The organism is Terrabacter sp. AAH1, from assembly GCF_054456855.1.
This window is the reverse complement of the sequence record NZ_JBTJJV010000020.1, coordinates 12935-38388: the sequence shown is the minus strand read 5'-3', so window position 1 is coordinate 38388 and position 25454 is coordinate 12935. Positions and strand designations below refer to the sequence as shown.

Below are 25454 nucleotides of genomic sequence, written 5' to 3'. Positions count from 1 at the left end.
GGAGGTCACTCCTTCGACATCCCCGACTTGATGAGGTCCATGACCGAGCTGTCGGCGAGCGTCGTCACGTCGCCGACCTCGCGACCCTCGGCGACGTCGCGCAGCAGGCGGCGCATGATCTTGCCGGAGCGCGTCTTCGGCAGCTCGCTCACGATCATGATCGAGCGCGGCTTCGCGATCGGGCCGATCTCCTTGGCCACGTGGTTGCGCAGCTCCTGCACGAGGTCCTTGCCCTCGCCGGGCTCGTCGGCCTCCTCGACGGCCTCCAGGCGCAGGATCACGAACGCGCACACGGCCTGGCCGGTCGTCTCGTCGTTGGCGCCGACGACCGCGGCCTCGGCCACCTTCGGGTGCGACACGAGGGCCGACTCGATCTCGGCGGTCGACAGGCGGTGACCCGACACGTTCATGACGTCGTCGACGCGGCCGAGCAGCCAGATGTTGCCGTCGGCGTCGTACTTCGCGCCGTCACCGGCGAAGTAGTACTTCTCGCCGAACCGCGACCAGTACGTCTCCTTGTAGCGCTCCGGGTCGCCCCAGATGCCGCGGAGCATCGAGGGCCACGGCTTGGTCAGCACGAGGTAGCCGACCTGCTCGGGCGTCGTGAACGGCTTGCCCTCGTCGTCGAGGATCTCGGCGCTGATGCCGGGGATCGGCTTCTGCGCCGAGCCGGGCTCGAGGGTGGTGACGCCCGGGAGCGGGCTGATCATGATGGCGCCGGTCTCGGTCTGCCACCACGTGTCGACGATCGGGGCGCGGCCGCCGCCGATGTGCTTGTGGTACCAGAGCCAGGCCTCGGGGTTGATCGGCTCGCCGACCGACCCGAGCAGGCGCAGCGAGCTCATGTCGAACTTCGCCGGGATGTCGGCACCCCACTTCATGAAGGTGCGCACCGCGGTCGGGGCGGTGTAGAGGATCGTCACCTTGTAGTCCTGGACGATCTCCCACCAGCGGCCCTGGTGCGGGGTGTCGGGGGTGCCCTCGTACATCACCTGCGTGACCCCGTTCGTGAGCGGGCCGTAGACGATGTACGAGTGGCCGGTGACCCAGCCGATGTCGGCCGTGCACCAGTAGACGTCGGTGTCGCGGTGCACGTCGTGCACGACAGCGTTCGTGTAGGCCGTCTGGGTCAGGTAGCCACCGGTCGTGTGGAAGATGCCCTTCGGCTTTCCGGTCGTGCCGGAGGTGTAGAGGATGAAGAGCGGGTGCTCGGCCTCGAACGCCTGCGCCTCGTGGGTCGGAGCGGCCTTCTCGAGAGCCTCGTGCCACCAGAGGTCGCGGTCGTTCCAGGCGGTGTCCTGCCCGGTGCGCTTGACGACGAGGACCTTCTCGACCGAGGTGTCGCCGTGGTCGAGCGCGGCGTCGACGGCCGGCTTCAGGGCTGAAGGGGCGCCGCGCCGGTAGCCGCCGTCGGCCGTGATGACGACCTTCGCCTTGGCGTCGTCGATGCGCGAGTGCAGCGCCTCCGCGGAGAAGCCGCCGAAGACGACCGAGTGCGGGGCTCCGATCCGGGCGCACGCGAGCATCGCGACGGCCGCCTCGGGGATCATCGGCAGGTAGATCGCGACCGTGTCGCCCTTGCCCACGCCGAGGTCGGCGAGGGCGTTCGCGGCGCGCTGCACCTCGGCGCGCAGGTCGGCGTACGTGATGTCCCGGGTGTCGCCCTCGGGCTCGCCGACGAAGTGGATCGCGACCTTGTCGCCGCGACCGGCCTCGACGTGCCGGTCGACGGCATTGACGCACGCGTTGAGCTCGCCGTCGGCGAACCACTTCGCGAAGGGCGGGTTGCTCCAGTCGAGCGACTGGGTGAAGGGCTTGCTCCACGTCAGGTAGGTGCGGGCCTGCTCGGCCCAGAAGCCCTCGTGGTCGGCGCCGGCCTTGTCGTAGAGGTCGGCCGTGCCGTTCGCCTGGGCGGCGAAGTCGGGCTGGGGCGGGAACGTCAGCCCCTCGTGGACGAGGTTCTCGAGCGTCTCTTCGCTCACGGTGTCACCCTTTCGCATCGACGATGAAGCGGTCGCACCGGACCAGCGCTCGCGGCTGGCGGCATCTGCGACAACTCAAACGCAGGCTAGTTCGCCCATCAAGAGCCGAGTGAGGCAGGTCTCACCCCTACCGGTCAGTAGCCAGCCGAACGGTCACGGTCAGCGGGTGAGCGGTCACCCCAAGGTTCACCGGAGGTTCGGCCGCAGGCCTTCCGCTCAGTACGAACCGGGTCGAATGTGGACGACATGGACAACTCACACCGTGAGCTCACCCAGAAGCTCTCCTCCCTCCGGTCGTCACGACGCGCGGTGCTGCGTGGCGGTCTGGCCACCGGCGCCGTCGCCCTCGCCGGCACCTCCGTCGTGGTCGGCAGCCGCTCCAGCGCCGCGGCGGTCATCCCGTCCACCGACCCGTTCACGCTCGGCGTCGCGAGCGGCGACCCGGCCCCTGACGGCTTCGTCATCTGGACCCGCCTCGCCCTCGAACCGCTGGCCCCCGACGGCCCAGGAGGTATGCCGTCCTCCTCCTACCAGCTGGGCTGGCAGGTCGCGTCCGACGAACGTTTCGAGGATGTCGTCAAGGCGGGTTCCGTTGCAGCAGAGCCGGGTTGGGCTCATTCTGTGCACGTCGAGGTGCAGGGCCTGCGCCCTGGGCGTGAGTACTTCTACCGCTTCCGCCTTGGCAAGCACCTCTCTGCGCCCGGCCGTGCCGTGACCACACCCAGCGCCCTGGAGACGCCGTCGTCGTTCGCGATGGCCTTCGTCTCCTGCTCGAACTTCCCGGCGGGCTACTTCACCGCCTACCGCCACCTCGCCGACGAGCGGCCCGACGTGATCCTCCACCTCGGCGACTACCAGTACGAGGGTGCCGGCAACGGGGTCGGCCGCGCCCACGTCGGCCCGGAGACCAAGACGCTCGCGGGCTACCGGCAGCGCTACGCCCAGTACAAGAGCGACCCCGACCTTCAGGCGGCGCACGCGGCCGCCCCGTGGCTCGCCGTCTGGGACGACCACGAGGTCGACAACAACTACGCAGGCGACATCCCCGAGAAGCCGGCCGAGACGCCGACCTTCCTCGAGCGGCGGGCGGCGGCCTACCGGGCGTACTACGAGAACATGCCGTTGCGCCGGTCGTCGGTGCCCAACGGCCCCGACCTCGACCTCTACCGCCGCGTCCAGTGGGGCCGGCTCGCGAACCTCCACATGCTCGACACCCGCCAGTACCGTTCCGACCAGGCGTGCGGCGACGGCTACAAGGACTGCCCGGACGCCGCCGACCCGTCGCGTTCGCTGCCCGGCATGGAGCAGGAGAAGTGGCTGCTCGACGGCTTCCGCCGGTCGCAGGCCCGCTGGGACCTGCTCGGCCAGCAGGTCTTCTTCGGCCGCCGCGACAACGACGCCACGGCGAGGACGACGGTGTCGATGGACGCCTGGGACGGCTACCCCGCCTCGCGGCGGCGCGTCACCCAGGGGTGGGTCGACGCCGGGGTGCGCAACCCCGTCGTCCTCACGGGCGACGTGCACGCGCACTGGGCGTCCGACCTGTACCTCGACTACGACAACCCCGGCGCGGTCGTCGGCTCCGAGCTGGTGACGAGCTCGATCACCTCGGGCGGCAACGGCTACGACAGCCCGACCGGCCAGCACCCGTGGGCTGCGTGGAACCCGAACCTCCGCTTCTGGACCAACCTGCGCGGCTACGTCTCGACGACGATCACCCCCGATGCCCTCACGGCGCGCTTTCGCTGCGTGCCGGTCGTGACGACGCCCGGCGCCGAGGTGTTCACACGTGCCGAGTTCGTCCTCGACGACGGTGAGCGCGGTCTGCGCCAGACCGCCGACAACCCGCTGCCGGCGACGGCCGCCCGTCGTTCCGCCGTGGCCCCGGTGACGGCTGCGCCGTCCGACGCGCAGATCGTCGCCGACACCGTCCGCGAGGAGACCCACACCACCGACTAGCCCTCACTGCCTTCATCGAGAAGGCAATCCCGTCCGCCCACATCCCATCGAGAGGGCAATCCCGCCCGGACGGATTGCCTCCTCGATGGGTGTCGGGGCATCCGGCGGGAGCGGCTGCACCGAAGATGAGGTGTGGCAGAGAGGACCTATCGCTTCGTCATCGCTCTCGCCCGCGCCGGCTTCGTGGCGCTCGGGCTGCGCATCGAGGTCCGCGGCGCCGAGCACCTGCCGGTGGTCGGCGGTGCGGTGCTCGCGAGCAACCACGTGAGCTCGCCGGACTTCCTGTTCGTCGGGCTCGTCGGGCGCGAGCGCGGCCGCTACGTGCGGTTCCTCGCCAAGCACGGCGTCTTCCTGCCACCGGTCGTCGGCGATGCGATGCGGGCCATGCGCCACGTCGAGGTCGACCGCGCGCACGGCGAGGTGGCGCTGCGGCACGCGGTGGAGTCGGTGCGCGCGGGTGAGGTCGTCGGGATCTTCCCGGAGGCGACAGTCTCGCACTCCTGGGAGCTGCGTCCGTTCCGCCCGGGCGCGGCTGCGGTCGCCATCTGGTGCCAGGTGCCGCTCGTGCCGGTCGCCGTCTGGGGCAGCCATCGCATCGCGCGGGGACGCTCGGGCCGGTTCGCCCTCCGGCGGGGTGTCCCCGTCACGATCGCCGTCGGCGAGCCCCTTCGTCCGGCACCCGACGCCGACCCGTATGCCGTCTCGGAGCAGCTGCGCGCCAGGGTCGCGATGCTCCTCGACGAGGCGATGGCGGTCTATCCGGACCGCCCCCGGGATGACGCCGACCGCTGGTGGCTCCCGCGATCACGTGGCGGCACGGCCCCAACCGTCGAGGAGGGGCTGCGCATCGACGAGGAAGGCATGCGACGCGCCGACCTCGCCGCCGAACGACGAGCCCAGCGCTCCCGCAGGCGGTTCCGCGAGGCGCGCGACTCCCGCTGAGGGCGCTGCGGGCTGCGCCAGCGGTCACTGCTGACGCGTGGCTCGCTCCAGGGCAGCGAGGTCAGACCGGTCCTTCTCGCCGTCGTCAGGGTCGTCGCGCGGGCTGTTCTTGTCGCGCAGCAGGACGTCGAGAGCGATGACCCGCGCCGATGTGCCGTGCAGCGACCGGCGGGCACTCCCGAACGACCGTTCCGACCACACGGCGGGTTCCGGCTCGAAGGGCAGCAGGACCCGTTCGCTGTCATGGATAACGAACGTCAGCTCGAGGAGCACTCCGTCACGGCGGTAGCGGGTGCCCACGACCTCGCCGGCCTGCGGCTCGTGCGCCCAACCACGGGCAACCAGGAGGCCGTGGACCGCGGGACGGGCGGCCAGCAGGACGGCCAGGTCGACGTCATGGTGCTGACGGGTGACCCGGCCGCACCACAGGTCGACGGCCCAACCGCCGAAGAGCCAGTGGTCGAGGCCTGCCCGCTCGAGGTCCGCCCCGACCTCGGCGATCGCCTGGAGCTGGGCCCGAGCCGACTCGCTCGGCGACCCGGTCGGAGGGACCTCGAGCGCCCGATCTGCCCCGTCGTCCATGCCTCAGGGTAGGGCGGCGCCGACCGCTTGGCACGAACGTCGGCAGTCAGTAGCCCATGCCCATCACCGCCCGTACGGTCGCGAGCGTGCGCTCGGCGACCTCGTTGGCGCGGGCGTTCCCCTCGCGCAGCACCGAGGAGACGTAGGCCGGGTCGCGGGCGAGGTCGGCCCTGCGCGCGCGGTGCCCGGCGAGGGACTCGTTCACCGCCTCGGTGACGATCTCCTTGAGAGCGCGGGCGCCGCCGTCGCCGACCCGGTCGGCCACCGACTCCGGTGACTCCTCGAGGAAGAGCCCTGCGATCGTCAACAGGTTCGCCACGGCCGGACGCGCCTCGGGGTCGAAGGTGATCCGCCGCTCGGAGTCGGTGCGCGCGGCGCGGATGCGAGCCACCGTCTCGTCGGCGGTGTCGCGCAGGTTGATGACGTTGCCCTTGCTCTTGCTCATCTTTGTGCCGTCGGTGCCGAGCAGCAGCGGCACGTCGCTGAGCAGCGCCTCGGGCTCGGGGAACACGCTGTGCCCGGCGGCATACCTCGTGTTGAAGCGGCGTGCGATCGCCCGCGTCTGCTCCAGGTGCGGCAGCTGGTCACGGCCGACCGGCACGATCCTGCTGTGGCAGAAGAGGATGTCGGCCGCCTGGTGCACGGGATAGGTGAGCAGCAGCCCCGAGAGCGGCCGCCCGTCGGAGAGTGCGAGCTCGTCCTTGACCGTCGGGTTTCGGCGCAGCTCGGCGTCCGTCACGAGGGACAGGAACGGCAGCATCAGCTGGTTGAGAGCCGGCACCGCGCTGTGCGTGAAGACCGTCGTGCGCGTCGGGTCGATGCCGGCCGCGAGGTAGTCGAGCACCAGGCCCTGCACGTTGGCGCCCATCTCACCGACCGAGTCGCGGTCGGTGATGACCTGGTAGTCGGCGATGACCACGAAGGTCTCGACGCCCTTGTCCTGCAGGCGGACCCGGTTGCGCAGGCTCGCCAGGTAGTGCCCGATGTGCAGCGGCCCGGTGGGGCGGTCACCGGTGAGCATGCGGAAGCGCGTCGGGTCGGTGGCCGCGTGCTCGTCGATGAGCGCGTCGAGGACCGCGCTGCGGTCGCGCGCGGCGGCATACGTCGCGGTGGCATCGGCGTTGACCACGTGATCCGCCACGTGATCCGCATGGGCTGCGTGTTCCGCTTGGGCTGGGCGGGCTTCGTGGACTGCGTGGTCGGTGGTGGTCGTGCTGGTCATGTTCGTCTCCTGTGGTCGTGCCCACGGGAGGACCGGCGCCGAGGCGATCCGACATGCGGAGCCTGACATGCGAAGAGCCGCCCGTGGGCGGCTCCGGTTTCGGGTTGGTTCGACGGGCCGCCTCAGCTGGGCAGCCACCACGCGCGGATCGGTGCGACGGTCGAACTCATGTCAGTCAGGGTACGCGAGGAGGACGCGTTCCGCGACGAGGGTCACCCACCGGCTCGGGCTCCCGGCGCGTTCGTCGGGCACATGGGTGGCGCCCGGGTAGGCGCGGTTGGCGCACCACCGACCCTCCGGCCCGCGCTTCTCGCGGACCAGCGCGAGGGCTTCGTCCATGCGTGGGTCGCGCGGGAACCGCTCTGCTGCAAGGGAGTCGAGCCCGCGCAGGATGTCGTAGTGCCACCGTGCGGGGAAGTGCAGGCGTGCCATCTCAGGATGGATGACCTCACCGGTGCGCTCGCTGCGCAGGAGCCGGTGTCGCAGGAGGAACTCGGCTGACGTGGCGTACGCCTCTCTCAGCTCGTCGATCCGGTGGGAGCCGCCCGCCCGCACGTACTGCGTGACGCCTTCCATGACGCAGACCGTCGTGTGCAGCGACGAGTGCGTGACGTGGGCGCCGCCACGGTTGTGCCGACAGTTGAAGCCCCCGTCGGCGACCCGCTCGCGCAGGAGGAAGTCGACGACGCTGCGCAGCTGCTCGTCCGTGGCCCCGAACCAGCTCGCGTAGCGCAGGCCCATGCCGTTGACGCAGGCGTCGCTGGGCCGCCTGCGTCCGGAGGGGTTGAGCCCACCGTCGTCCGCCTTCTCGGAGTCGAGGATCAGCCGGACCGTGGCCCGGGCGGCGGGATGCGTCGGGGACAGGCCGATCTCGCAGAGCTGGAGCAGCGTGTAGTGGCTCGACGTCCACTTGGGTTGGTAGAAGCCGCGGCCCCAGTGACCCGTGGAGCCGCGGGCAGCCAGGATCGCTGCCCCGGTGCCCTCGGTGGCGACGAGGGCCTGGAGGGCGGGGTCGTCGTGACCGAGCAGGTCTCGGGTCGCGACGTAGCGCACCGATGCATCGCCCTCGAGCAGCCAGGTGAGCACCTCCGACGTGGCCACGATCTCATCGTCGCAGGGCTGGGGGGCCAGCGGGCGACCTTAGGCTGAAGGGCGTGCCAGACCCGACCCGCTCGACCCCCACGCCGGCCGTCATCGACCAGCTCGCCGCGCTCACCGACCTCCCGGACGTTCGTGCCCGGGCCGAGGCCGCACGAGAGGCGTGCACCCGGTTGCGCTTCCACGAGGCCCTGCGCCGCCGCATCCCCGAGGCTTCCGCCGAGTCTCGGGTGCGCGGGGCGCAGGCGAGCGCCGCGCTCGACGGCGCGGAGTTCCCCGTCGACCTCGTGCGCGAGCTGATGAGCGGAGCCCGGGCCTGGCCCGACGACCTGGACCCCGGCCTGCGCACGCTGAAGGGAGCCGTGGCCGCGACCGCGGAGAGCGAGCGGGTCGTCGCGCTCGTGCGGACGGCGCCGCTGCAGGCGCTCGCCCGTCTCCACGTCGCAGCCGCCGCGCCGGTCGTCACCGACGAGCGACTTGGCCGGCCGCGCATCGACGACGAAGGCTGCACCGAGCTCGTCGACCTGGGCCCGGCGCCGGCGCCGCCGGTCGTCGCGGCACGGCTGGCTTCGCTCTCCGACGTCGTGGTGGCCGCCGGGGGCAGCAACCGGGTGCCCGCGGCTGTCGTCGCGGCGCTCGTGCACGCCGAGATCGCCTCGATCAGGCCGTTCGGTCACGGCAACGGGCTCGTGGCCCGGGCCATGGAGCGCGCGGTCGTCCAGGCGCTGGGGCTCGACCCGACCGGTGTCGCCGTGCCCGAGGCCGGCCACGTCTCTGGAGGTGGCCCGGCCTACCTGGGGTCGCTCGCGGCATACGCCCGGGGAGACGCGGCCGGGGTCGGGCTGTGGCTCACGCAGGCGGGCGAGGCGTACGTGCGTGGTGCTGCCGAGGGGGAGCGGATCAGCGACGCGGTGCGTGCGGGGCGTCTCACCTGACCCGGCCGTGGTCGGGCGGGCACGCGGCGTTTCGTGCGGGATGTCCACGATGCTGGACAGTTTCTGGGCCTGATCGGGACGTTGCTGGGGGCGAGGGGTGTCGCCACGCCGAGGCCGTGGAGTAGAACGGAGTCAGGAACCACATCGCCGAGAGGCGTAGATCCGGATCCACGCAAGACAGATGTCACGAGAAGACCCCGAGTACCCACGCGAGAGCAGTTCCCTTGGAACAGTCCACCTCCGGGCGCACAACCGGAGCGACACTTCGACAATTGCACGCTTGGTAGCCCGGACTTCTCTGGAGGCCCCTCGACCAGGTCGAACCCCGTCGAGGGGCCTTCGCCTGCCTGGCTGGGCGCCACACGAAGCCTCTGGAATGGAAGCGCTTTCTGGACATATCGGGCGACGCTTGTCGTGTCGTGACAAATCCTGAGAAACGACAGCGTGTCGCGACTTCCCGGTTTGCATTAGCGGGGCGAAACCTCCACGATTGACGAGGTGCTCCCCTCACGGGTCGAGCGCCACGCGATCTGGCTCCTCCCCCCCGGTGCCAGTCTCGTGAGGGTGGCCTCCGTCTTCCCCCGGACGGAGGCCACCACCGTTTGGGGTCCTTCGGCCCGCCCTCCACGTGCCCGTCTCGAGGGTTGGGGACGCGCTTGGGGCGTCGTCCACACCCCCTCGGGTGCAGGGCCCGTTGTCCACCGGCTTGCGTATGCCGCTGGGCCGGCGCGTGCGGCTGCGTGACGGTTGGCGCATGGGAACCGTCATCGCCTTCGTCCCCGCCTCGGGCGGGTTGGGTTCGTCGACGCTGGCCGCAGCGGTCGCCGTTCGTGCGGCCGCAGCGTCGCGCTCGGCCGTGCTGGTCGACCTCGACCCCTGGGGAGGTCCGAAGGACGTGCTCTTCGGGCTCGAGCAGGAGCCGGGGTGGCGGTGGCCCGAGCTGTCCGAGGTCGCGGGCGTCGTGGACGGACAGGGGCTGGCCGACGAGCTGCCCATGGCATGCGGGGTGCCGGTGCTCACGAGCCCCGGCGTCGCTGTGGCCCCGGCGGACGACATGCCCCCGGGTGATGATCTCGACACCCGACCCGCCACGCGACCCGCCACCCGACCCGTCGGGTGGCTCGACGGGTGGCTGGAGACGGTGCCCGACGTCGTCGCGGGGCTCGCCGACGCTCACGAGGTGACGGTGCTCGACCTCCCGCGCGACGACCGGGTGCTGGCGTCTGTCGCCGTCCTCGTCGACGCCGTCGTCGTCCTCGTCGGCTCGCAGGTGCCCCAGCTCGCCGCGGCCGCCGCGGTCGTGCCGCAGCTGCGACGCCTCCTCGGCAGCCTCCGCGAGCCGGTGGTGCGCACGTGGGGCGATGATCCGCTGCTACCGATCGAGCCGTGGGTGGTGCTGCGGGGCAACCGGGTCGAGAGCGACCTCGAGAATCTCGTGATCGACCAGCTCGACGTGCCGGTCGTCTCGACGATCGGCCACGACCGCACGCTCGGGGCCGAGATGCACGAGGGCCTCCCGCCGGGCACCCGAGGGCGCGGCGCCGTGGTCCGGGCCGCTGACGAGCTGCTGCTGCGGCTCGTGACGCAGTCGGTCGCGGCATGAGCGGCCGGTGGTCACGATGAGCCTCAGCCCCGCGGTGTGGCAGCGGGTGCGCGACGGCATCTCGCCCGACGGTGGCGCGGTCGCGGAGGTGGCCGCCCAGGAGCAGGGCGCTCTCGGGGTGCGGCGGGTCGCAGAGACCCGTTCGGCGCTCGCGTCTCGCGTGCTGGGGGCCGGACCCCTCGACGGCTGGCTCACCGAGCCCGGGGTCACCGACGTCGCGGTCAACGGTGACGGCTCCGTCTGGGTCGACCGCGGCCGGGGCATGGAGTGGGTCGGCGAGCGGCTGGAGGCCGATGAGGCCCGCTCCCTCGCGGTGCGCCTCGCAGGCCTCGCCGGCAGACGCCTCGACGACGCGAGCCCCTGGGTGGACGGCCAGCTGCCGTCCGGCGCCCGGCTCCACGCGATGCTGCCGCCACTGGTCGCGGGCGGCCCGCACATCACGATCCGCGTGCCCCCTGGCGAGGCCGTGTCGCTCGATGGGCTGTGCGCCCGCGGCATGATGCCGCGCGAGTGGGAGTGCGTGCTGCGCGCGGCTGTCGAGGCGCGTCTGGCCTTCGTCGTGTCGGGTGGCACCGGCGCGGGCAAGACGACCCTGCTTGCGGCGCTGCTCGGCTGCATCGACCCCGTCGAACGGCTGCTCGTCGTCGAGGACGTCCGCGAGCTGAGCATCGACCACCCGCACGTCGTCCGGCTCGAGGCGAGACCGGCGAACGTCGAGGGGGCCGGCGAGGTCACGCTCACCACGCTCGTGCGGCAGGCGCTGCGCATGCGACCCGACCGCATCGTCGTCGGTGAGGTCAGGGGAGCCGAGGTGCGTGAGCTCCTCGCCGCGCTCAACACCGGCCACGAGGGCGGTTGCGGCACGGTGCACGCCAACGCGCCTGCCGACGTCGTCGCGAGGTTCGAGGCCCTCGGGGCGCTCGCCGGCCTCGCGCCCGACGCCGTGCGCGCCCAGCTCTCCGCCGCCATCGACCTCGTCGTGCACGTCACGCGCGACCGCGGACACCGACGTGTCTCGTCGGTCGCGGCGTTGTTCCGCCGTGACGGGTCACCCAGCATCGTCCCCGCGCTCGAGTGGGACGGTCCGGGTCACCCGCCGCGCACCGGCCCCGGCTGGACGGCACTCGCCGCCCGCCTCGCGCTGCCCGCCGCCGCGGCCGCGGATCGTCTGGAGGAGGCGTCATGAGGGTCGACCCGGCCACAGTCGTCGCCGCCCTGCTGCTCCTCGTCGCCGTCCTCCTGTGGCCCCGGTCCCGACGCCATGGGGGAGTGGCGGTCAGGGACTCGGTCTGGGCCGAGGCGCCTCGGCGTCGAGGGCAGGAGGGTCCGGTGACGTCACCGAGCCTGTGGCACCAGGACCCCGTCGAGCTGTTCCGTCGCTGGCGGCTGCGGCGCCGCAACGGTGAGCTGGCTGACGACGTCCTCGAGCTGCTGCGCGGCGTCGGTCCGGCGCTCGATGCCGGACTCACCCCGAGCCGTTCCATCGAGCTTGCCGCCTCGGCTGCCTTCGGGGCGGAGCGGGTGGCCCGTGCCCGCGAGTCGGTCGAGCGGGCCCATCAGGCACCCGAGCGCCGCCGTGCCCGCCGAAGAGGCAGCCACCCAGAGATGTCCGAGGGCGACCTCGCGCGACTCCGCGCTGGCCTCCCGACAGCGGGGGGCCGAGGTCGGGACCGACGTCTCGCAACCGCCCCAGGCGTGGGCCGGCGGGAGGCCCCTGCCTCCAGCGGTCCGATGCACGACATCGACCGCCTGGTCGGCGCAGTGCTCTCCTCCGCGGACCGGGCCGAAGCCGTGTCCCCGGTCTGGGCCCACTGGGCAGCCCGCAGCGGGTCGGCAGAGCTCGCACTCGTCGCCGCCGCCTGGCAGCTGTCCGAGACCACCGGCGCACCGCTGTCCTTCGCCGTCGACCGCGCTGTGCGCGGGCTGCTCGACGCCAGGGCCCGGCGCCGCAAGGTCGCCGTCGCGGTGGCCGGTCCGCGCGCCACCGTCACCGTGCTGACCGTCCTTCCCCTCACCGGGCCCCTCTTCGGCCTGGCCGTCGGCGTGGATCCCCCCACGCTCTATCTCGGCTCGGGAGCGGCAACGGCCTGTCTGGCTGCCGGGGTCGCCCTCGTCTGGGCCGGGAGGCTCTGGTGCACGCACATGGTCCGCCGGGCGGTGGGCCCATGAGTCCGTGGTCCCTCATCGCGGCGGCCCTGCTGGGCCTGGCCGTGTTCATCCTGCTGGGCGACGTTCGCGCACCGGTCCCGCTCGGTGCGCCAGGCGACGTCTGGAGCGACGTCGACGGCCGCGAGGGCGATCCTGGTGGTCCTGGTGGTTCGGGTGGTCCTGGTGGTCCTGGTGGCCCGGGGGTGCCCGGGGCGGCAGGTTCCGCTGCTGCTCCAAATGCCACCACGCATCCCTTCCGGCTCGGCCGTCGCCTCGCACCGGGCCGCCTCGTGCAGCGCCGCGCCACGGTCGGACAGAGGCGTGCCGCCGTGGTGTCGGCCGGTGACGCCGACGTGTCGTCGGCGCTCGCCCTGCTCGCGCTGGCCTACCGATCCGGGCTGCCGACGTGGGACGTGCTGGACGCCGTGGCCGCCGGACTGCACGGGCCCGCCGTGCGAGACCTCCGCCAGGTGGCCGCCGCGCTGCGGTGGGGAGCCGATGAGAGCGAGGCCTGGGCCTCCGTCGGACCCGTCTGGGCGCCGGCCGCCCGTGCCGTCGCCATCGCGCACCAGGCCGGAGTGCCGCCGGGCCCGATGCTGCTGGACGCCGCCGACGACCTGCGTGATGCACAGCTCGAACGGCTCGAGCTCGCCGCCGCGAAGGTCGGGGTGCGGTTGGTCGCTCCTCTCGGCCTCGTGCTGCTGCCCGCCTTCTGCCTCACCACGGTCGCACCGCTCGTCATCGCCCTTGCAGGCGACGTGCTGCAGGGATGAAGACGTGCTCCGGGAATGAGGCGGCGATGAGACAGGGATGTGCAGGCCCCAGGAAGTCCCGAGCACGCCGCTCGGGCAGTGAGAAGGCAAGACCAACGGAAAGGCAAGACCGATGAGGGAGAACCCATGTCCCGCAGATTGATTCGCCGACTGGCAGGCCGACCGAGGTGCCGATCGAGGTCGCTGCGTCGCGACGTCGGGATGACGACGGCTGAGTACGCCGTCGGCATCGTGGCCGCCTGCACCTTCGCGCTCGTGCTCCTCGGCGTCGTGAAGTCCGATGCAGTCCGCAGCGCCCTGACGGGCATCGTGCAGAGCGCCCTGGGGCTCGCCGGGTGACCCGACGGCCACCTCGCCTCGCTCGGCGCGATGGTGGGATGGTGACGGCCGAGCTCGCCGTCGCCATCCCGTCCGTCGTGCTCGTCCTGGCCCTGTGCCTCGTGGCCGTCAACGCCGCCGTCGACCAGATCCGGTGCGTCGACGCCGCGCGGATCGCCAGCCGGGCAGCGGCCCGCGGCGACGACGCGGCTCGCATCCGGTCCCTGGCTGAGCAGGCGGCGCCCTCGGGTGCGCATGTTGCGGTGGTGGGAGCCGGAGGCTCGGTGCGCGTGACCGTGTCGGCGCGCACCGGCGGTTGGGGTGGCCTGCCCGGCTGGGAACTGGAGGCCTCCGCCGAGACCCCCGTGGAGGCAGGCTCGTGACCGACTGCCGCAGCCAGCGCGCCCGTGACCGGGGCGCCGCCACCGTTCTAGCCGTCTCGATCGTGGCGCTCGTCCTGGTGCTCACGGGTGGCGCGCTGGTCGTCGGGGCGGTGGTCGTCGCGAGCCACCGAGCGCGACTGGCGGCAGACCTCGGTTCGCTGGCCGGAGCCTCGGCGGCCCAGGACGGGTCGTCGAGCGCAGCGGCCTGCTCCGCCGCGCGACAGGTCGCCCGGGCCAATGGCGCACTGGTGCAGGCCTGCTCGGTCGACGGGGTGGATGTCGAGCTCACGGTCTGCGTCGACGCGTCGTTGTGGCCGGCTCCGGCGACGGCGCGATCCCGTGCCGGCCCGGAACGATGACGTCGTCCGGAAGGAAGCCTCGGGGCGCCCGGCCGGATCGCGTCAGCGGTTCTGCCAGGCGTCCGGAGCCGTGAGCAGCTGTCGCACCCGGTCCGGCAGGTCGCCGGTGCGCAGGTCCTCGAGCGACGTCTCGTCGAGCACCTCGCGCAGGCTGGCCCGGACCGCCACCCACAGGCTCGGCAGGTGCTCGGCGACGCCTTGGTACGCCGTCTCGTGGGGGCGCAACCCTCGCACCTCGGCCAGCGGCCCGTCGACCGCGCGGAACACGTCGCCGACGCTGATCGCGCCGCGCTCACGCGCGAGCACGTAGCCGCCGCGCGCGCCACGCCGGCTCAGCACGAGGTCGGCTCGACGCAGGTCCGCGAAGATCGCCTCGAGGAACTTCCGTGGCAGCTCCTGCCGCGTCGAGAGCGTGTCGATGCTGATCGGCGCAGCCCCCTCCGCGTCGGCCTCCGCGAGGATCAGCATGGCGCGGACCGCGTAGTCGACCCGGGCCGAGATGTCCATCCGAGCAGTCTGCCGCACCGAGGCAGCGCCCGTGCACCGGACTCGTGCGAGATGCCTGGTGCGGCTGAGGCGGCGAGGTGTCGTCCCCTCGCCGCCTCAGTCATTCGGCCACCCGGTCTCCCGGGCCACCGGCACTCGTCTCGTCGTGACGAGTGGGCTTCACGGCATACGGTATGCCGTCGGGCGTGGCAGCGACCGGGCGGTCTCGACCGCCGTGGTTCCGCCTTCTCCATACCCGCACGGGACGGGCCGCGTCCGGGTGGTTCAGATCGCCAGTGCCGGATCGACCTCCACGACGCTGGAGCGGCCGACAGCGCGGGCGTGGACGGTCTCGCCCTCGCGCAGCTGCAGGTCGGCGGCGTCTCGGCGCGTGATCTGGGCCGCGAAGCGTGCCCCGGAGTCGGCGCGGAGGTCGACACGCACCTCGAAGCCCAGCGGCACGACCCGCTCGACGACCGCCTCGACGACACCGGGCGAGCCAGCCACCTTCGCGTCGAGCGCCAGCGCCGTCGCCCGGTCACGCTCGAGCACGATGTCGTGCGGGCGCACCAGCTGGTCGCCGAAGTGCGCCACCGACCCGAGGAAGCCCATGACGAAGTCGTTCGCCGGGCGCTCGTAGAGGGTCACCGGGTCGCCGACCTGCTCGATGCGGCCCTTGTTGAGCACGGCGATGCGGTCGGCGACGTCGAGGGCCTCCTCCTGGTCGTGCGTCACGAGCACCGTGGTGACGTGCACCTCGTCGTGGAGGCGGCGCAGCCACTGGCGGAGGTCGGTGCGCACCTTGGCGTCGAGGGCGCCGAAGGGCTCGTCGAGCAGCAGCACCTGCGGGTCGACGGCCAGTGCGCGAGCCAGGGCCATGCGCTGGCGCTGCCCGCCCGAGAGCTGCGCCGGGTAGCGGTTGCGGAAGCCGTCGAGCCCGACGATCTCGAGCAGCTCGTCGACCTTCTTGTCGGTCTCGGCCTTGGGCCGCTTGCGGATCGTCAGGCCGAACGCCACGTTGTCGCGCACGGTCATGTGCTTGAACGCGGCGTAGTGCTGGAAGACGAAGCCGATGCCCCGCCGCTGGGGCGGCTCGTTCGTGACGTCGCGGCCCTCGATGGTCACGGTGCCCGAGTCGAGCCCCTCGAGCCCCGCGATCGAGCGCAGCAGCGTCGACTTGCCCGACCCGCTCGGCCCCAGCAGGGCAGTGAGCGACCCGCTGGGGATGTCGAGACTCACGTCGTCGAGGGCGGCGAAGGACCCGTAGTTCTTGCGCGCGTCGGTCACGGTGATCATCGGTCGCTCCTCTTGCGGTCGAGCACGGTCATGAGCAGCAGCACGACGAGCGCGATGCCCATGAGGAGGGTGGCGGCGGCATACGCGCCGTAGGTGTTGTGGTCGTCGATGTAGCGCGAGTGGACGAGCAGGGTGAGCGTCTGCGACACCCCGGGGAACCCGGACGACACCATGATCACGGCTCCGAACTCGCCGAGGGCGCGGGCGACCGTGAGGACGATCCCGTAGGTCAGGCCCCAGCGGATGGCCGGCAGCGTGATGCGCCAGAACGTCTGCCAGCGGTTCGCGCCGAGCGTCGAGGCCGCCTGCTCCTGCTCCTGGCCGATCTCGTGCAGCACCGGCTCGACCTCGCGCACGACGAACGGCAGGGTGACGAAGAGGGTCGCGATGACCATTCCGGGCAGGCCGAAGATGACCTTGAAGCCGGCGTTGTCGAGACCGCCGAACCAGCCGCCGGCCCCCCACAGCATGATGAGCGCGACCCCGACGACGATCGGCGACACGGCGAACGGCAGGTCGACGACGGCCTGCAGCAGTCCGCGCCCGCGGAACCGTCCGCGCACGAGCGCAAGTGCCGTGGCCACCCCGAACACGACGTTGAGCGGCACGACGATCGCGACGATGAGCAGCGAGAGGTTGATGGCCGACTGGGCCGCAGGCGTCGACACGGACGCGATGAACTCGCCGATGCCGGGCGAGAAGGTGCGCCAGAGGATGACGGCGATCGGCACCGCGAGCAGCACGAAGAGGTAGCCGAGTGCGATGACGCGCAGCGAGATCCGGGTGCCCGTCGAGATCCTCATGCGTCACGCTCCTCACGGCGCTGGGTGCGGCTCGAGAGCACCCGCAGGACGAGCAGCGTCAGGAAGGCGATGGCGAGGAGCGCCACCGACACCGCGGCGGCGTTGAGCGGGCGGTCGATCTCGATCTGCTGCTGGATGTACTGCGAGGCGACCTGCGTCTCGCGCGGGATGTTGCCGCCGATGAGCACGACGGAGCCGTACTCGCCGATCGCACGGGCGAAGGCGAGTCCCGTGCCGCCGAGGATGGCCGGCGCGAGGGTCGGCAGCACGATTCGGCGGAACGTCGTCCAGTTCGAGGCGCCGAGCGAGGCCGCAGCCTCCTCGACCTCACGGTCGGCCTCGATGAGCACCGGCTGCACCGAGCGCACGACGAAGGGCAGCGTGACGAACAGCAGGGCGACGACGAGGCCCCATCGGGTCGCGTTGAGCTCGACGCCGATCGGGCTGTTCGGCCCGTAGAGCGAGAGCAGCACGATGCTCGCCACGATCGTCGGCAGGGCGAACGGCAGGTCGATGAGCGCGTTGACCACACGCTTGCCCGGGAACTCGTCGCGCACCAGTACCCACGCGACGAGCGTCCCGAGCACGGCGTTGACGACGGCCACGATGGCCGACACGAGCACCGTGACCCACAGCGACGCGAGCGCGGTCGGGGCTGTGACGGCCGCCCAGAAGCCGGAGACGCCTTCCCCGAACGATGCGACCGTGAGCGCTGCCAGCGGGAGCAGCACGATGACGCTGAGCCACAGGGTCACCACCCCGACGCCGAGCGGGCGGGCGAGGCCGATCCGGCGCCGCGGCCTGCTGGGCGGTGGCGCGGCCCCCCGGTCCGTAGCGTCGTCGCCGCTCACCCGAGGCCGTATGCCGTCCCGGTCCTCACGCTCGCCCGGCCGGTGCTCGTCGGGTTGGTGCTCGTCGGGTTGGTGCTTGTCGGGTCGGTGCTCGTCGGGTTGGTGCTCGTCGGCTTCCGGACGCGCCGGCAGGGGCGCCGCGGCGGCGGCACCCCTGCGCTGGTGGATCCTGGCGGTCACTGCGTCGCCTGGTCGTAGATCTTGGCGATGTCACCGACGTCCTTCTTGAAGAGCGTGGAGTCGACCTTCTTCCAGCCCCCGAGGTCGGCGATCGCCCAGAGCTTCGTGGGCGTCGGGAACTTCGAGGCGAACTCCTGGGCGACGGATGCGTCGACGGGGCGGAAGCCGGCCTCGGCCAGCAGCTTCTGGGCCTCCGGCGTGTAGAGGTAGTCGTTGAAGGCGGTCGCCTTGGCGAGGTTCTTGCTGCCCTTGAGCACGGCGGCCGGGTTCTCGATCTTGAACGTCGTGGGCGGCGTGACGTGCTGCACGGGGTCGCCGTTCTTCTCGACGAAGAGCGCCTCGTTCTCGTAGCTGAGCAGGACGTCGCCGCTGCCCTGGAGGAAGGCCTCGGTGGCCTCGCGGCCCGACTTGGGCTGGATCTTGACGTGGTCCTTGACGAGCGCGCTCACGTAGGCGAGGCCGGCCGCCTTGTCGGCGCCGCCGTTGCTCTTCGCGGCGTACGGCGCGAGCAGGTTCCACTTGGCCGACCCCGACGAGAACGGGTTGGGCGTCACGACCTCGACCCCTGGCTTGAGCAGGTCGTCCCAGTCCTTGATGCCCTTCGGGTTGCCCTTGCGCACGACGATCGTGACCACTGAGCCGAAGGGAATTCCCTTGTGCTCGTTCGCATTCCAGTTCGCATCGACGAGGCCGGCGTCCACCAGGCGCGTGACGTCGGGCTCGACCGAGAAGTTGACGAAGTCGGCCTCGGCGCCGGCGGCGACCTTGCGGCTCTGGTCGCCGGAGGCGCCGTAGCTCTGCTGGAACTGGACGCCCTTGCCGGCATCGGTCTTCTGGAAGGCAGGGATGACGACGTCGAAGCCGACCTTCGGGACGGCATACGCAAAGAGGTTGATGGTGCTCGTCGCGGCACCGGCCGCCGTGGAGCCGGGCTGCTCGACGGTGTCGCTGGCGCCGCCGCCGGCGCACGCCGACAGGCCCAGGGTCGCGGTGAGGGCGATGGCGGCGAGGGCGAGGTTGGGGCGGCGCATGGCTGGCTCCTGAGAGGTGGGGCGGCGGTCGTGTGCGGGGTCGTGCCCAGGGGAGAGCGGGAGGCTTTCCTATCTGTTGCATGGGAGTTTCGAATAGGCGGGCGTTACCGGTCAAATAACTCTGAATTATGTCTCAGAGTGTGGTCCGGCCCGGCGACGCAGCGGTGCACCTCAGTGCTGCACCTCAGTGCTGCACCTCAGCGGTCGGCCGACAGTGATCGCACGCGCAGCACCGGCCCGACCATCGAGGTCGTCACGATGTCGGTGGCCCGGTCGCCGCTGACCGTCACCCTCGCGCCCGGCTCCGCGTCCAGCGCCCACCCCTCGGGCAGGAGCAGCTCCCAGGTGGTGCCGTCGTCGGCGTCGAGCACGAGGGGCCGCATCTCCACGTCGGCGCGTCGCAGCGTGCCACGGGCGACCACCGTCGAAGCCTTTCGGGACTCCGACGCCCTCGCCAGGCGTCGCAGCTCCTCCGGCACGCCGAGTGACGGGACGCCCTCCGGCCCAGCGGGATCCGTCCCCTGTCCGGGCTCCCGACCTCCGCCCGGACGCCGAGCGGGGAGGCCCCGGCGGCTGCCGGGACCTCCCCGTCCCTTGGAGCCTGACGGCCCCCGCTGGTTGTTCACCTCTACGGCACGTCCACCCGCACGATGGTCGGGTTGGGCATGCCCACGCTGCCGCCGTAGGCGACCGAGCCGAGCCACTTGCCCGACGTGAGGCCGGTGAAGCCGAGCGCGATCGTGCCCGTGCCGCCGGTCGTCGCCTGCGTCGGCGCGGTGACCGTCATGTTGGCGGGCGAGACCGGGGTGGTGGGCAGCACCCACGTGTGCAGCTTGTACGGCGTGGAACCGGCCACGCCCCAGCCCTGCACGACGACGGTGTAGGTGCCCGCGGACGGAGCGAGGAGGTTGACCTCCTCGGCCGAGGTGCCCGAGCCGCTCGATCCCACCAGGTCGGTGCCCTTGAAGACGCACAGGTCGATGTCGCTACCGGCGTTGACGTCGGCGTCGAACATGGCGAACCGCGCGAACGACGTGCCGTCCGGCACGCTCACGGCGTGCTTCTGGGCGTTCGGCGAGCTGAGCGAGCAGGTCGAGTCCGTCGGGTCGTCGGCCACGGTGCCGGCCGTCACGGTCGCAGGCACGAGCCCGCGCGGCGTGGCGCTGAACGGCCCGGTGTAGCCGAAGGTGACGCCGTAGGACGTGCCCGTCGGGGGCGCCGTCACGGTCCGTGGCGCCGCGAGGGCTACGGGCCGGACGACGATCGGCGAGCGGACCGAGTGCTTGCCGTCCGACCACTCCAGGTTGCCGGCCGTGTACTCGTTGAGCGTCGCCGTGTCGCGCTGGAGCCTCACCGTGAACGAACCGCTCGCCCCGGGTGCGAGGCTCAGCGTGGACGGCGTCACCGTCACCGAGAGGCCCGGCACACTTGCGGCCGCCGAGTAGACGGACCCCGTGGTGCCCACGTTGGTCACCTTCCGAGTCACCGTCTGAACTCCTGCCAGGTCACCGACGGCGATCGACGCGCCGTTGAAGTCGCTGGCGTCGGTCTTGTAACCGGCGGCCGAGAGGGCCGAGCAGGTCCCCGCACTCACCGCACTCGAGCTGCCGCAGAGGAAGGCGAGCCAGTCGTTCCAGCCGCTGTCGTAGACGAGGCCGGGGTCGGCTGCGGCGTTCGGCTTGACGTGACCGGCGCCCTGCGAGAACGCGAGCTGCGCCGGCGAGGCGCTGTCCTTGACGTCGTAGCCGGTCGTCATGAGCGCGCTCTTGACCGCCATCGGCGACCAGGACGGGTGCAGGTCCATCAGCAGGGCCGCGAGACCCGCGACGTGGGGCGCCGACATCGACGTGCCCGAGAGCAGGTTGAAGCCGTAGCCACGGTTCGTCGAGGGCGACACCGCCGCGAGGATGTCCTGGCCCGGTGCGATGACGTCCGGCTTGAGCAGGTCGCCGCCGCCGGCCTGCAGCGGCCCCCGCGACGAGAAGGCAGCCGTGAACGGCGCCGTCGCGTTGGTGACCAGCTCGGCCTCGTTGATCGTGGCCGTCGCACCCGCCGTGGCCGCGTACGCCTTGACGGCAGCGCGGTCGGTGTTCTGCAGGTGGACCGTGGGCACGGAGTGCAGGTCTGCGTTGATGGAGTTGCTCGTCGGGTTGACGAGGATCATCCCGAACCCGCCGGCCTCCTGCACGGCGAGGCTCTTGTTGGTGCGCCCCGTGACGCCGCGGTCGCAGACGACGATCTTGCCCGCGACCTTCGCCGGGTCGAGCACGGTGGCGCCGTCGGCACTGGAGTAGCACAGGGCCACCTGGGTCGGGTCGGCCCCGGCCTTGCCCACGGCGGTGGCGTCGACGAGTGGCGCGGTGACCGCGCTGGCGGCGATGCTCGCCCCGGTGTACGTCGCGCCGTTGCCGAGCGTGACCGAGCCGCGACCGTCGCGGTTGTGGGTGCCTGCGGCGACCGTGGTCACCCACGGCGACGGGTGCGCCACCGTCGAGGGCGTCGGTCCGCTGTTGCCTGCGGACGCCGAGACGAAGATGCCGGCGCGGGCGGCGAAGAGGAACGCGATCTCGGCGGGGTCGGCGAAGTTCGTCTGCGTGCCGCTCACCGAGTAGTTGATGACGTCGACGCCGTCGGCCACCGACTGGTCGATGGCGGCCACGAGGTCGGACGTCGTGCCGCCGGCCGTGTCGCCGCTCTGCGTCGACCACAGGGCCTTGTAGGCGGCGATGCGGGCCCGCGGCGCGATGCCGCTGATGCCCTTGGGGGCGATACCGGCGGCAGCGCCGGTGACGGGAACGGCGAAGTTGCCGCCCGACGTGCTCGCCGTGTGCGTGCCGTGGCCGTTGTAGTCACGGGGTGAGGTGAACTCCCACGGCTTGTCGCGGTCGATGGCGGCGTTGCCGCCCTGTCCCTCGTTGAAGTAGCGAGCGGCGACGAGCTTCTGGTTGCAGAGCGAGTTGTTCCACTGCTCGCCGTTCTGGCACTTGGCGTTCCAGCCGGGGATCTGCTGGTAGGCCAGCTTGCCGGTGGCCGTGCGTGTCGGGGTGCCGTTGGCGTCGACGCGGTCGGCGAACGACAGGGACTCGGGCCAGATGCCGGAGTCGATGACGCCGATCACGATGTTCTCGCCCGCGCTCTTCGTGCCACCGAGCTGGTCCCACAGACCGCCCGGATCGGTGAGTCCGAGGAAGCCCGGCGTGGTGGACGTGTCGATCGTGTAGGTCTGCTGCCTGGTGACGGCCAGCACGCCGGCGGTCGAGCGCATCGCCTTGGCCTGTGCGCCGGTGAGCCGCGCGGCGAAGCCGTTGTAGGTGTAGGCGTAGTCGTAGAGGCGCGAGGTCGCACCGACGGACCGCAGCGCGTTGCCGTGCTTGCTCTTGAGGTTGTCGGTCCAGCGGGTCACGGCCGCCGACGTGACGTCGATCTTCTTGCCCTTGGCGGGTCGCGTGGCCGCGTAGCCGGCCGTCGACCCGTCATAGGCGACGACCGGGAGGTCGGCCATCTGGACGACGTAGACGCCGTCCGAGTCCAGGCCGTCGGCGGCGGCCGAGACGGCGGGGGCAGCGGCGGTCGAGGCGGCGTCGGCCGCCCCCGTGCCCGCGATGCTGAGTGAGAGTGGCACTGCGGCGAGTGCAGCAAACCATCGGCGATTCATGGCTCTCCTGAGGTGTGGTCCCCGAGCAGGCACGTGGGCGAACTGCTGCACCCGTGTGGGAGGACCATAACCGCGCGATGGCTCGTTTGGGGAGGCTTCGACGACCTTCACTTTTCCGGTCGGCGCCGTGCAATCCGCACGTGAGGACCGATCAGTTCCCGGTCCGCCGACGTTCTTGCGCGGGCGTGACCGATGAGTCCGGTTCGCCGGAGTCGCCCGAGCCGTGACCGGAATGGCGAAGGGTGAGGTCGAGCAGCGCCACGGCGCCGGCCTTGTCGAGGGGCTCGTTGCCGTTGCCGCACTTGGGCGACTGGACGCACGACGGGCAGCCCGACGCGCACTCGCACGACGCGATCGCCTCGCGGGTCGCCGACAGCCACGAGCGCACCCGGCGGTAGCCGCGCTCCGCGAAGCCGGCCCCGCCCGGGTGCCCGTCGTAGATGAGGATCGTCGGCAGCCCCGTGTCGGGGTGCAGGGCCGTGGACACGCCGCCGATGTCCCACCGGTCGGCGGTCGCGAAGAGGGGCAGCATCCCGATCGCTGCGTGCTCGGCAGCGTGCGCCGCACCGGGTATGCCGGCTTCCTCGACCCCGGCCGCCGCGAGCTCCTCGACGGGCATCGTCCACCAGACGGCCTTGGTGGCGAGCGACCGCGGGGGCAGGTCGAGCGGGTGCTCGCCGAGCACCTCGCCACCGGGCAGCCGCCGCAGGAACGAGGTCACCTGGTTGCGCACGGTGACGTGACCGAACGAGCAGCGCAGCGGCCCCCACTGCTGGTGCTCGACCTCGTGGACGATCTGGAAGTCGCTCACCGACTGCGCCTGCGTCGTCCAGCCGGGGTCACCGCGTACGGCGAAGGCGGCGTGGTCGTCGAGCTGCAGCTCGGTCACGACCCACGTCTGGCCCTGGTGCAGGTGCACGGCCCCGGTGTGCACCTGGGCGTGCGCAGCAGCCTCGTCGACGGTGCCGACGACCCGCCCGGTGCGGGTCTCGATGATGCGCACCGGCTCGCCGGCGCCGCGCAGCGAGAGGTGGTCGGCCGGCCGGTCCTCGCGGCCCCAGAACCACCCACGCGGCCGTTTGCGCAGGATGCCCCGGTCGACGAGCGCGTCGAGCAGCGAGCGGGTCTGCGCCCCGAAGATCTCGAAGTCCGCCTCCGTCAGTGGCAGCTCGGCAGCGGCGGCGGCCAGGTGCGGCGCCAGAACGTGCGGGTTGTCGGGGTCGACGACCGTCGCCTCGATGCCCCGACCGAAGATCGCCTCGGGGTGGTGCACGACGAAGGTGTCGAGCGGGTCGTCGGCGGCGACGAGCACCGCGAGCGAGCGCTCGCCCGACCGCCCGGCGCGCCCGGCCTGCTGCCACAGCGACGACAGGGTGCCCGGCCAGCCCGCGAGCAGCACTGCGTCGAGCCCGCTGACGTCGACTCCGAGCTCGAGGGCGTTCGTCGCCGCGAGGCCAAGCAGCTGCTTCGAACGCAGCGCCTTCTCGAGCTCGCGCCGCTCCTCGGGCAGGTAGCCGCCCCGGTAGGCCGCGACCTGCTCCTCCTCGGTGACCGAGACGCGCTCGCGGGCGATGCGGGCGACGACCTCCACCCCGGCGCGCGAGCGCGCGAACGCGACGGTCTGCACCTGCTCGCGCACGCAACCGGCGAGCAGCTCACCCGTCTCGGCCACGGTGCTCACCCGCTTGGGCTGGCCGTTCTCGTCCACGAGCAGCGGCGGCTCCCACAGGGCGAAGGTCATCGACGCGCGAGGGGACGTGTCGCGCGTGACCGGGGCGACCGGCATACCCAGGAGACGGCTCGCGTGCTGCTCGGGGTCGGCCACGGTGGCGGACGCGAAGACGAACGTCGGCTCGGACCGGTAACGGCTCGCGACCCGGCGCAGCCGCCTCAGGACCGCGGCCATGTGCGCCCCGAAGACGCCCTTGTAGACGTGGCACTCGTCGACGACGACGTAGCGCAGCGCGCGGAGGAACGAGCTCCAGCGCTCGTGCCCCGGCAGGAGCGAGTGGTGCAGGAGGTCGGGGTTGGTGAGCACGAGGTTCGCGTGGTCGCGGATCCACCGGCGCTCGTCCGTCGGGGTGTCGCCGTCGTAGGTCGCCGGCCGCACCTGCGGCAGCGCCAGCGCCCCGATGCGGCTCAGCTGGTCGGCGGCCAGGGCCTTGGTGGGGGAGAGGTAGAGCGCGGTCGCCCGACGCCCGTTGGGGGCGCTCGCGCCGGAGACGAGGTCGCTGAGGATCGGCAGGTGGTAGCCGAGGCTCTTGCCCGACGCCGTCCCCGTGCTGACGACGACGTGGCGACCCGCGTGGGCGGCCTCGGCCACCTCGACCTGGTGCGCCCACGGCGCCTCGATGCCCGACGCGAGCAGCGACCCGAGCAGCGTGGTGTCGACCCACTCGGGCCACGGCGCGTGCTCCGCGTCGCGGGCCGGGACCTCGTGCACGTGCACGAGACGTTCGGGGTGGTCGCCGACCAGGATGCGCAGCAGCTCGTCGGGGGTGGGACGGTGCTGCGCCGCCGCTCGGACACCCGCTCGGACACCCGCTCGGGCACCGGCTCGGCCGCCCGCACGGGCCGCGGCCGCGCTCGGGCCGTGGCCGGACGATCCCGGCACGGATCCGCGGGGCGCTGGCTCGCCGTTCATGTGGAGCAACGGTATGTCGTCGGGGTACGGTAACCGACGTGCGGGGCATGTTACTGCGCGGTCAGTCACGTCGGGGAATCGTGATCGACGCGGTTCGGTCAGCACGACGACACGCACGAAGACACGCGCGCAGACACGCACGACGACAGGCATGACCAGGAGAACGGCTGACCCCGCTCGGGGCAGCCGCACGCAGCACAAGTG

Annotated in this window: 22 protein-coding genes; 10 read left to right on the top strand and 12 right to left on the bottom strand. The window is 72.0% G+C overall.

Annotation, left to right across the window (positions count from 1 at the left end):
• Positions 1 to 5 precede the first annotated feature (5 nt).
• The gene (gene acs, locus ACXR8F_RS20490; RefSeq protein ID WP_458803334.1) at positions 6 to 2000 is read right to left on the bottom strand and encodes an acetate--CoA ligase; all 1995 of its coding nucleotides are present in this window, start codon (positions 1998 to 2000) and stop codon (positions 6 to 8) included.
• Between the two features lie 228 nt (positions 2001 to 2228).
• On the opposite strand from acs, the gene ACXR8F_RS20485 reads away from it, so the two are divergent.
• Both ACXR8F_RS20485 and ACXR8F_RS20480 read left to right on the top strand, forming a co-directional pair.
• On the top strand, positions 2229 to 3941 hold the full coding sequence (locus ACXR8F_RS20485) for an alkaline phosphatase D family protein (RefSeq protein WP_458803332.1): 1713 nt from the start codon (positions 2229 to 2231) through the stop codon (positions 3939 to 3941).
• A 132-nt stretch (positions 3942 to 4073) separates the two neighbouring features.
• Complete coding sequence (locus ACXR8F_RS20480) at positions 4074 to 4883, top strand: lysophospholipid acyltransferase family protein (protein WP_458803330.1); 810 nt, start codon at positions 4074 to 4076, stop codon at positions 4881 to 4883.
• A 24-nt stretch (positions 4884 to 4907) separates the two neighbouring features.
• On the opposite strand, the gene ACXR8F_RS20475 is transcribed toward ACXR8F_RS20480, so the two are convergent.
• The 3 genes from ACXR8F_RS20475 to ACXR8F_RS20465 form a co-directional block, all read right to left on the bottom strand.
• Positions 4908 to 5465, bottom strand: coding sequence for a nucleotidyltransferase domain-containing protein (locus ACXR8F_RS20475; protein ID WP_458803328.1), 558 nt, complete (start codon positions 5463 to 5465; stop codon positions 4908 to 4910).
• 46 nt (positions 5466 to 5511) lie between these two features.
• On the bottom strand, positions 5512 to 6606 hold the full coding sequence (trpS, locus tag ACXR8F_RS20470) for a tryptophan--tRNA ligase (protein WP_458803326.1): 1095 nt from the start codon (positions 6604 to 6606) through the stop codon (positions 5512 to 5514).
• Between the two features lie 252 nt (positions 6607 to 6858).
• Positions 6859 to 7788 (bottom strand): hypothetical protein, encoded by a 930-nt coding sequence (locus ACXR8F_RS20465; RefSeq protein WP_458803324.1) that lies wholly within the window; start codon positions 7786 to 7788, stop codon positions 6859 to 6861.
• A gap of 53 nt (positions 7789 to 7841) precedes the next feature.
• On the opposite strand from ACXR8F_RS20465, the gene ACXR8F_RS20460 reads away from it, so the two are divergent.
• From ACXR8F_RS20460 to ACXR8F_RS20425, 8 genes are all read left to right on the top strand, one after another.
• Positions 7842 to 8720: a hypothetical protein gene (locus tag ACXR8F_RS20460; RefSeq protein WP_458803322.1), complete on the top strand. Its 879-nt coding sequence runs from the start codon at positions 7842 to 7844 to the stop codon at positions 8718 to 8720.
• 754 nt (positions 8721 to 9474) lie between these two features.
• Complete coding sequence (locus ACXR8F_RS20455; RefSeq protein WP_458803320.1) at positions 9475 to 10323, top strand: hypothetical protein; 849 nt, start codon at positions 9475 to 9477, stop codon at positions 10321 to 10323.
• Between the two features lie 16 nt (positions 10324 to 10339).
• Positions 10340 to 11509, top strand: coding sequence for a TadA family conjugal transfer-associated ATPase (locus tag ACXR8F_RS20450; RefSeq protein ID WP_458803318.1), 1170 nt, complete (start codon positions 10340 to 10342; stop codon positions 11507 to 11509).
• Positions 11506 to 12492 (top strand): type II secretion system F family protein, encoded by a 987-nt coding sequence (locus ACXR8F_RS20445; protein ID WP_458803316.1) that lies wholly within the window; start codon positions 11506 to 11508, stop codon positions 12490 to 12492. Before ACXR8F_RS20450 ends, ACXR8F_RS20445 begins: the two co-directional genes overlap by 4 nt.
• Positions 12489 to 13244 carry a type II secretion system F family protein gene (locus tag ACXR8F_RS20440; RefSeq protein WP_458803314.1) on the top strand — a complete coding sequence of 252 codons (756 nt, stop codon included), beginning with the start codon at positions 12489 to 12491 and terminating at the stop codon, positions 13242 to 13244. The genes ACXR8F_RS20445 and ACXR8F_RS20440 overlap by 4 nt, the downstream gene beginning before the upstream one ends.
• A gap of 126 nt (positions 13245 to 13370) precedes the next feature.
• A complete protein-coding gene (locus ACXR8F_RS20435; protein ID WP_458803312.1) occupies positions 13371 to 13583 on the top strand; it encodes a DUF4244 domain-containing protein in 213 nt (70 codons plus the stop codon).
• Between the two features lie 38 nt (positions 13584 to 13621).
• The gene (locus tag ACXR8F_RS20430) at positions 13622 to 13945 is read left to right on the top strand and encodes a TadE family type IV pilus minor pilin (RefSeq protein ID WP_458803310.1); all 324 of its coding nucleotides are present in this window, start codon (positions 13622 to 13624) and stop codon (positions 13943 to 13945) included.
• Positions 13942 to 14304: an Rv3654c family TadE-like protein gene (locus ACXR8F_RS20425; RefSeq protein WP_458803308.1), complete on the top strand. Its 363-nt coding sequence runs from the start codon at positions 13942 to 13944 to the stop codon at positions 14302 to 14304. Before ACXR8F_RS20430 ends, ACXR8F_RS20425 begins: the two co-directional genes overlap by 4 nt.
• A gap of 42 nt (positions 14305 to 14346) precedes the next feature.
• Here ACXR8F_RS20425 and ACXR8F_RS20420 read toward each other — a convergent pair whose 3' ends face one another.
• The 8 genes from ACXR8F_RS20420 to ACXR8F_RS20385 form a co-directional block, all read right to left on the bottom strand.
• Entirely contained in the window at positions 14347 to 14811 is a 465-nt protein-coding gene (locus tag ACXR8F_RS20420; RefSeq protein ID WP_045190644.1) for an RrF2 family transcriptional regulator, read from the bottom strand.
• A gap of 264 nt (positions 14812 to 15075) precedes the next feature.
• Entirely contained in the window at positions 15076 to 16086 is a 1011-nt protein-coding gene (locus ACXR8F_RS20415; RefSeq protein WP_045190643.1) for a sulfate/molybdate ABC transporter ATP-binding protein, read from the bottom strand.
• Positions 16083 to 16889, bottom strand: a complete 807-nt coding sequence (gene cysW, locus ACXR8F_RS20410; protein ID WP_458803305.1) for a sulfate ABC transporter permease subunit CysW — start codon at positions 16887 to 16889, stop codon at positions 16083 to 16085. The genes ACXR8F_RS20415 and cysW overlap by 4 nt, the downstream gene beginning before the upstream one ends.
• A complete protein-coding gene (gene cysT / locus ACXR8F_RS20405; protein WP_458803303.1) occupies positions 16886 to 17920 on the bottom strand; it encodes a sulfate ABC transporter permease subunit CysT in 1035 nt (344 codons plus the stop codon). Before cysT ends, cysW begins: the two co-directional genes overlap by 4 nt.
• On the bottom strand, positions 17917 to 18951 hold the full coding sequence (locus ACXR8F_RS20400) for a sulfate ABC transporter substrate-binding protein (protein WP_045190639.1): 1035 nt from the start codon (positions 18949 to 18951) through the stop codon (positions 17917 to 17919). The genes cysT and ACXR8F_RS20400 overlap by 4 nt, the downstream gene beginning before the upstream one ends.
• 197 nt (positions 18952 to 19148) lie before the next feature.
• Complete coding sequence (locus tag ACXR8F_RS20395; protein ID WP_458803301.1) at positions 19149 to 19373, bottom strand: DUF5818 domain-containing protein; 225 nt, start codon at positions 19371 to 19373, stop codon at positions 19149 to 19151.
• A 206-nt stretch (positions 19374 to 19579) separates the two neighbouring features.
• Complete coding sequence (locus tag ACXR8F_RS20390) at positions 19580 to 22573, bottom strand: S8 family peptidase (protein WP_458803299.1); 2994 nt, start codon at positions 22571 to 22573, stop codon at positions 19580 to 19582.
• A 184-nt stretch (positions 22574 to 22757) separates the two neighbouring features.
• Positions 22758 to 25250 (bottom strand): DEAD/DEAH box helicase, encoded by a 2493-nt coding sequence (locus ACXR8F_RS20385; RefSeq protein ID WP_458803297.1) that lies wholly within the window; start codon positions 25248 to 25250, stop codon positions 22758 to 22760.
• Positions 25251 to 25454: the final 204 nt, after the last annotated feature.